Source organism: Sphingomonas sp. Leaf10 (genome assembly GCF_001421245.1).
In the GTDB taxonomy this organism is placed as follows: Bacteria; Pseudomonadota; Alphaproteobacteria; order Sphingomonadales; family Sphingomonadaceae; genus Sphingomonas.
In genome coordinates, this window is the sequence record NZ_LMKE01000029.1 from 41,731 (window position 1) to 48,439 (window position 6,709).

A 6,709-nucleotide genomic window follows, 5' to 3' on the forward strand; every position below is an offset into this window, starting at 1 on the left:
CGTTCGACAATCGCGACCGATTGCTCTCGCTAATTGCCGGATTTCAGCAACACAATAGAAATATTGTAAGTTGCTTTAATTAAGCACGATCGCCAATTCACTGTGGCGTTACGGCGACAGTTGCGGGACAGGGCGGACATGGATTCGGGGGAGAAGCGCAAGGTTCGCGTGGTGATCGTCGGCGGGGGTACCGCCGGCTGGATGACTGCCGCCGGCCTTGCAGGACTGCTGCCCGCCGCATGCGAGGTGACGCTGATCGAATCCGAAGCGATCGGCATCGTCGGCGTCGGTGAGGCGACCCTGCCGCATCTTCGCCTGTATCTCGAACGACTTGGCATCGACGAAGCCGAATTCATGGCCGCGACCGAGGCGACGTATAAGCTCGGCATCGAGTTCCGCGATTTCGCCCGCATCGGCGACCGCTACATCCACCCGTTCGGCACCTATGGCCGCCCGCTGTCCGGCGTCGCTTTCCACCATTACTGGTTGCGTCGCGCGCAGGCAGGGGCGGTGCCGCCGATCGGCGCCTTTTCCGCTGGCGTAGTTGCTGCCGAACGCCGCCGCTTCGAACGGCCGGGCAGCGATCCCAGCGACCCGACGACCTCGTTCGGCTATGCCTATCAGTTCGACGCAACCCGCTTCGCGCCGTTCCTGCGCGACTGGTCGGAAGCACGCGGCGTCACCCGGATCGAGGGCCGCATCGTATCCGCCGACCGGCAGGGCGATACGGTCACCGCCGTCACGCTCGACGACGGCCGCCGGGTCGAGGGCGACCTGTTCGTCGACTGTTCGGGCTTCCGCTCTCTGCTGCTGGGTGAGGCGCTGGCGGAGCCGTGGGAGGACTGGTCGCACTGGCTGCCCTGCGACCGCGCGGTGGCGGTGCCCTGTACCAGCCCGCCCGACACGATCGAGCCGTTCACCCGCGCCACCGCCATGTCCGCCGGCTGGCGCTGGCGCATTCCGCTGCGGCACCGGGTCGGCAACGGTTATGTCTATGCCAGCGGCCACATCTCCGACGACGAAGCCGCCGCTGCGCTGCTCGCCGCCCTCAACGGCCAACCCCTTGCCGATCCGCGCATGTTGCGGTTCAGGGCGGGGCGCAGGCGACGCAGCTGGGCCGGCAATGTCGTCGCGGTCGGCCTCGCCTCCGGGTTCCTCGAACCGCTCGAATCGACCAGCATCTATCTGGTGCAGGCGGCGATCACGTCGCTGATCGAACATTTCCCCGATAGCCGCGTCGCGGACGCCGATCGCGACGGCTTCAACGCCGCGATCGATGCCGAATACGACCGCATCCGCGACTTCCTGATCCTCCATTATCACGCCACCGAGCGCACCGATTCCACCTTCTGGAATCATGTCCGCACGATGACCGTCCCCGATACCCTCGCCGACAAGCTGGCCCTGTGGCGTTCCAGCGCGCAGGTCGCGAAATACGGCCATGGCCTGTTCCTCGAACCCAGCTGGGTCGCGGTCTATCTCGGCCAGCGCGTGCTGCCGACCGGTTGGGACCCACGCGCCGACCGCCCCGATGCCGCCGGCCTCGACCGTGCCCTCGGCTCATTGGCACAGGCGATCGCCGACCGGGTCGATGCGATGCCCAGCCACGACCGGGCACTCGGCCTGTGACCGGCAACACCCGCGAAGCGCTGCGCTCGGTCGCGGTCGTCGGCGGCGGCCCGGTCGCACTGATCGCCGCCGTCGCCCTTGCCCAGGCGCTGCCCGGCGCCACCGTCACCCTGACCCCGGCGCCGATCGCGCCCGATGCGCTGGCCGATCGCTTCCCCCTCGCGCTGCCCGCCACCCACGATCTGCTCGCGACGCTCGGCCTCGCCCCCGATCGGCTGCTGGCTAAAGGCGTCGCTCGCCCACGCCTTGCCACCCGCTTCGACGATTGGAGCCGTGACGGCCGCCATTGGCTGATCGGCGACGACAGCGCCGCGACCTTGCCCGAAGGACGCCTCCACGCGCTGTGGCTGCGCGCCCGCGGCCAACACCGCTTCCACGACCTGATCCCCGCCTGCGCCGCCGCCGCTGCCGGCATCGCCGACCCGCGCGTCGAACCGGCGCTGCTCCTCGATCCTGCCCGTCTGACCCAGGCGCTGGCCGCGATCGCCGGACAGGCCGGCATCCGTCTGACCGCGCCCTTCGCCGCCATCGCCGCCGACACGCTCCACTGTCAGGACGGCACGCACCTAACCGCCGACCTGTTGATCGACGCCAGCGGCCCGCCGCGCCTGCTTGCCCCTGACGCCCCATTCGAGGATTGGCGCGAAGCGCTGCCGGCCACCCGCCTGACCCTGTCGCCCACCATCGCCGATCCCGGCCCGCTCGACCGCTACCGCGCCACCTCGACCGGCTGGAGCGCGCACTGGCCCGGCATCACCGCACAGGCGCAGGCGGATGGGGCGGGCATCGCCATCGCCCCCGGCCGCCTGACCGCGCCCTTTGCCGGTCGCATCCTCGCCATCGGTGACGCCGCGACCCAGCCCGGCCCGCTCGGCCTGCTCGGCTTCACCCTCGCGCTCACCCAATTGGCGCTGATTCGAGAACTGCTGCCCGCGCGCCACCCCGAGCCGCTGCTGATCGCCGAGGTGAACCGCCGCGCGAACGAGCGCGCCGACCGGCTACGCGATTTCCTCGCCGCGCACTATCATGCCGGCGGGCGCACCACCGGTCCGTTCTGGCACGCGCTCCGCCACGCCAACCGGCCCCCCTCGCTCGAAAACCTCCTCACCCAGTTCGCCCGGCGCGGCCATATCGTCACCGCGGACGAAGAAACGCTCCCTCGCGACGCATGGCTTGCGCTGCTGCTGGGGCAGGGGATACGCCCCGAACGACCCGATCCGGTCGCGCAGTCGCTTTCGCCCGCCGAAGCCGCCCACGTGATCGACACGCTGGCCAAGCGCCTCGCCGCGCTGGAGTTTCCATCATGACCGATCCCATCGCCCATGTCGTCATCATCGGCGGCGGCACCGCCGGCTGGATGACCGCCGCCGCCTGTGGCCGCTATCTCGACGATGGCCAGCGCCGCATCACACTGGTCGAATCCGACGCGATCGGCACGGTCGGCGTGGGTGAGGCGACGATCCCGTCGATCCTCAACTTCAACAAGCTGCTCGGCATCGACGAGGCCGAATTCCTGCGCGAAACGCGCGGCAGCTTCAAACTCGGCATCGAATTCGCTGGCTGGCACACCGCCGACAGCGGCTATTTCCATCCCTTCGGCAATTTCGGCCGCGATATCGAGGGCGTCAATTTCCACCAGCTTTGGGCCAAGCTGAAGCGGCAGGACGGCATCGGCCCGATCGGCGATTATTCGCCGACGACGGTCGCCGCCCGCGCCAACGCCTTCGGCCCGCCGCACCCCGATCCACGCTCGCCACTGTCGGGCATGGCCTATGCCTATCATATCGACGCCACGCTCTACGCCCGCTTCCTGCGCCGCCGGGCGGAGGCGGACGGCGTTACCCGGATCGAGGGGCGGATCGTCGCCGTCGAGCATCACGACAACGGCCATGTCGCCGCCGTCCGGCTGGACAATGGCCGCCGGGTCGAAGGCGACCTGTTCATCGACTGCTCGGGCTTTCGCAGCCTGTTGCTCGGCGAAGCGATGGGAGTGGGTTTCGAGGACTGGTCGCGCTGGCTGCCCTGCGACCGCGCCATTGCCGTGCCGACCGAACGCACCGAACCGGTGCTGCCCTATACCCGCGCGACCGCGCACGCCGCCGGCTGGCAATGGCGCATCCCGTTGCAGCATCGCACCGGCAACGGCGTGGTCTATGCCAGCCGCTATATGGACGATGATGCGGCGGAGGCGCTGTTGCTAAGCCGCCTCGACGCCGCGCCCACCGCCGCGCCCCGCCGCCTGTCGTTCACCGCCGGGCGGCGCGATGCGATGTGGGCGGGCAATGTCGTTGCGATCGGCCTGTCGGGCGGCTTCCTCGAACCGCTCGAATCGACGAGCATCCACTTGATCCAGCAGGGGATATCGAAACTGTTCGCGCTATTCCCCGATCGCGGGTTTTCCGCCGTCGAGCGCGACGAATATAACCGACAGATGGCCGACAACTACCGGTCGATCCGCGACTTCATCATCCTCCACTACCACGCGACCGCACGCGACGATTCCTCCTTCTGGACTCATGTCCGCACGATGGACGTGCCCGACAGTCTCGCGCGCAAGATCGACCTGTTCCGGCAGAAGGGCCGCATCTTCCGCTACGAGGACGAATTGTTCGCGATGCCCAGTTGGGTCGCGGTGCTGCTGGGGCAGGGAATCGAACCGGTCGGCTACGACCCGATCGCCGACGCACTCGACGAGGAACGCCTGCTCCCCGCCATCCGCCAGATGCGCAGCGCCACTGCGGCGGCGGTCGCGACCCTGCCGCAACATGGCGCGGTGCTGGCGCGGATGGGGTAGGGGATGGCCGGCGTCGGGCGATCGGACCGGGCCGTGCCGACTGGCGCTGGAAATTAACTCTATCCAACCGTTCGTGCTGAGTAGGGGCTGAGCTTGTCGAAGACCCGTATCGAAGCACTTGGTCGCATACGGTCCTTCGATACGCTATTTCGACAAGCTCAATAGCTACTCAGGACGAACGGATCTTCCCAGCTTGTGTCCAAGGAACCACCATGTCCCGTCCACTGATCGCCGCGCTGCTGCTGACCCTCCCCGCCACCGCCCCGGCGCAGACCGTCACGCCCACCACCGAAACCGCCACGAAGCCGGTCCCGCTCCACATCGGCGGCCGTATCGTCCCCGCCGGCACCGGCTACCAACGCCAATGGCCCGGCACCTATCTCGAAGCCGCGTTCAAGGGCCGTGCCGTCGACCTGAACGTCGGCTCCGGCGACGTCTCGCTCCGCATTCGCATCGACGGTGCCGCCCCGATCGCCCTGGTCCGCCCGAAACCCGGCCGCTACCGCATCAACGCGCCGAATGCCGGACGCCACCGCATCCGCATCGACGTGGTCAGTGAATCGCAGGCGGGTGCGACTGGCTTGGGCGGCTTGTTCGCCCCCACCGGCACCACGCCCCTTCCGGCACCCAAAGCCGCCGCCCGCCGCATCGAGTTCATCGGCGATTCTCACACCGTCGGCTATGGTAACACCTCGACCACCCGCGACTGTACCGAGGCGCAGGTGTGGGAAACCACCGACACGTCGCAGGGGATCGCCGGCCGCCTTGCCCAGCGCTACGCTGCCGACACCCGCGTCAACGCCATTTCCGGGCGCGGCATCGTCCGCAACTATGGCGGTTTCGCCGCACCCACCGTGCCGCAGGCCTATCCCTACGCCCTCTTCGACGCAAAGACGCCTGCCGACGACGCGAACTGGCACCCGCAGGCCATCGTTATCGCGCTCGGCACCAACGATTTCTCGACGCCGCTCAAACCCGGCGAACGCTGGGCCGACCGCGCCGCGCTCCATGCCGATTACGAGGCGCGCTATGTCGCCTTCGTCCAGAGCCTGCGCCGCCGCGACCCGAACGCCTTCTTCGTGCTGTGGGCGACCGACCTCGCCGACGGCGAAATCGCGCGCGAAGTGCGGCAGGTGGCGACCAAGCTCCGCGCCACCGGCGAAACCCGCCTTGCGGTCGTGCCGCTCACCGGTCTCACCTTCGGCGGCTGCCACTACCACCCCGACCTGACCGACGACGCAAAGATCGCGGCCGCAATCGGCAACGCGATCGATGCGCGATCGGACGTATGGAAGCGGCGCTGACCGCAATCGTCGCCCCAGCGAAGGCTGGGGCCTCCAGCGGCTCTATCCGGGTAACCGCAAAATGGTTCGCGCAGAGGCGCGGAGGCGCAAAGGAGGCCCATTCGCCGCTGCGTCTCCCACGCCAGCGGCCCCAGATCGCGATGCGCCCAAAGATCGCGCGCCTTTAACCGTACCGACGCCGACAAACCCAGTGCCGTCCACTCGGCCGAAATCCGCGCCGGCGCGTCGCCCCGGTTCCACAACAGCAAGACCCGCCCGCCATCGGCCGTCGGCTTGACCCACACCTCGCTGGTCCCGTCGCGCGCGACCCGGCGTCCCTGCTGCCCCAACGGGTCCTGATCGACCGCGATCACCTCACGATTGAGCAATATGTCGCGCGTCGCCTGCGACATGGTGGCGACGTCGTTGCCGGCGATCAGCGGCGCTGTCATCGGCGCGTCGGCCATGGTGGTATAGGCTTCCTCGGCGTTGCGCACGCGGGTCGCTCGGGAAACGCTGCCGGTCCTCGGTGATGAAGCCGTTGGCGTCGCGGCTGCCGTGCCAGCAATCGTCGATCACGACATAATCATAGCCCGCTTGCCGAATCCCGTTCGCCGCGATCGCATCGGCGGTAGCGCGGATCACCTGTTCGTTGACGTTGCAGGCGAATTTATTGCAGCATTCCAACTCATTGGCGGCGTCATCGCCATTCTCCATCCAATAATTACGCTATTTGTCTTATTAATTATCAGCTGAAGTCAGGCGCCACGTGACACCTTCGCCAACTTCCGGCGATTGCCCCCTCGTTGCGCCTATGCCAAAAGCAATAAAATTACACGCGGATGAGTCGGCATCAGACCGCCCACCGCGACCGACAGGAGAGACTATGCGGGTCATCGATCATGTGATCGCGGGCGGTTCAGGCAATGTAGATGGCGCAACCGGCGCGGTCTTCGACCCCAATCGTGGCGAGGTGCAGGCGCATGTCCGTTTGGGCACCGCC

Annotated in this window: 5 protein-coding genes and 1 pseudogene; 4 read left to right on the top strand and 2 right to left on the bottom strand. The window is 67.8% G+C overall.

Annotated elements, in window-relative coordinates; genetic code table 11:
* The first annotated feature begins 138 nt into the window (after window positions 1-138).
* From ASE59_RS14855 to ASE59_RS14870, 4 genes are all read left to right on the top strand, one after another.
* On the top strand, window positions 139-1,629 hold the full coding sequence (locus ASE59_RS14855; protein WP_056457905.1) for a tryptophan halogenase family protein: 1,491 nt from the start codon (window positions 139-141) through the stop codon (window positions 1,627-1,629).
* Entirely contained in the window at window positions 1,626-2,936 is a 1,311-nt protein-coding gene (locus tag ASE59_RS14860) for a tryptophan 7-halogenase (RefSeq protein ID WP_056457908.1), read from the top strand. The genes ASE59_RS14855 and ASE59_RS14860 overlap by 4 nt, the downstream gene beginning before the upstream one ends.
* Complete coding sequence (locus ASE59_RS14865; RefSeq protein WP_056457911.1) at window positions 2,933-4,423, top strand: tryptophan halogenase family protein; 1,491 nt, start codon at window positions 2,933-2,935, stop codon at window positions 4,421-4,423. The genes ASE59_RS14860 and ASE59_RS14865 overlap by 4 nt, the downstream gene beginning before the upstream one ends.
* 212 nt (window positions 4,424-4,635) lie before the next feature.
* Window positions 4,636-5,727, top strand: coding sequence for an SGNH/GDSL hydrolase family protein (locus ASE59_RS14870; RefSeq protein WP_056457914.1), 1,092 nt, complete (start codon window positions 4,636-4,638; stop codon window positions 5,725-5,727).
* Here ASE59_RS14870 and ASE59_RS19330 read toward each other — a convergent pair.
* Together ASE59_RS19330 and ASE59_RS21060 are read right to left on the bottom strand one after the other, a co-directional pair.
* Window positions 5,637-6,203, bottom strand: coding sequence for a hypothetical protein (locus ASE59_RS19330; RefSeq protein WP_235515796.1), 567 nt, complete (start codon window positions 6,201-6,203; stop codon window positions 5,637-5,639). The genes ASE59_RS14870 and ASE59_RS19330 overlap by 91 nt on opposite strands.
* Window positions 6,204-6,258: 55 nt before the next feature.
* Window positions 6,259-6,423, bottom strand: a pseudogene (locus tag ASE59_RS21060) (hypothetical protein); the annotation flags it as partial.
* Between the last annotated feature and the right edge of the window lie 286 nt (window positions 6,424-6,709).

Excerpts from the sequence above, each read along its gene's own strand:
- ASE59_RS14865 (WP_056457911.1), top strand. The coding sequence starts at position 2,933 with ATGACCGATCCCATCGCCCATGTCGTCATCATCGGCGGCGGCACCGCC.
- ASE59_RS14855 (WP_056457905.1), top strand. The coding sequence starts at position 139 with ATGGATTCGGGGGAGAAGCGCAAGGTTCGCGTGGTGATCGTCGGCGGG.
- ASE59_RS14870 (WP_056457914.1), top strand. The coding sequence starts at position 4,636 with ATGTCCCGTCCACTGATCGCCGCGCTGCTGCTGACCCTCCCCGCCACC.